Annotated in this window: 1 protein-coding gene; it reads right to left on the bottom strand. The window is 67.5% G+C overall.

Annotated features, from left to right (window positions below):
- Positions 1-196 precede the first annotated feature (196 nt).
- The coding region (locus OA56_RS11055) for a cation diffusion facilitator family transporter (RefSeq protein WP_461585320.1) at positions 197-775 on the bottom strand (579 nt) is incomplete at its 5' end.

Below are 775 nucleotides of genomic sequence, written 5' to 3'. Positions count from 1 at the left end.
GCCGCAGATGCCTTTGCCGCTGCTGCCGCCCTCCGGTCCGAACACGCCGCGCCCCGATCCGTTCAAGTGAGGAGCGCATCAGCGTAGCGTCGTGAGGTAGTCGATGATGGCCTGTCGGTCCTGCGGGTCCGGCAGGCCGTCTTCATCCGTCCGTTCAGAGCATGGATTTGGGTGGCGGCGGAGAGGCAGGATGGCCCTACACCGGATCGACGTGCGTGGTCAGGTGCAGCACGGGGTGGCGTGCCTTGACGGTGGCGACGACGCGCTTGGCGATTTCGTGCCCCTCGGCCACCGTGAGGTGCCCGTCGATTTCGAGGTGGACGTCGGCCACGATCATGTCGCCGGTCTTGCGGGTGCGCAGGTCGTGGATGCCGCGCACGCCGGGGATGGCGAGGATCTCGGCGGCGATTGCTGCGGCCTGTTCCTCGTTCACCGCACGGTCGGTGAGGTCGTGGAAGGCGTCGCGGGTAAAGCCCCAGCCCATTTTGACGATCATCAGGCCCACGATCAGGGCGGCGATGGGGTCGAGCAGGGTCACGCCCAGAAGGTTGCCACCGATGCCGATGGCAACGACGAGCGAGGAGGCGGCGTCCGAGCGGGCGTGCCAGGCGTTGGCCACCAGCAGGCTGGAGCGCACGCGCTCGGCGACGGCGAGCATGTAGCGGAAGAGGAGTTCCTTGGCGGCGAGCGCGCCGAGCGCCACCGCCAGCGCAAGCCCGTGCACGGTCGGGATGGTTGCGGGATTCTCCGGTTGTGTACCATCCTTTCTGTAAAT

It is taken from the genome of Tepidiphilus sp. HLB4 (assembly GCF_054823945.1).
This window is presented reverse-complemented; position numbering and strand designations above follow the sequence as displayed.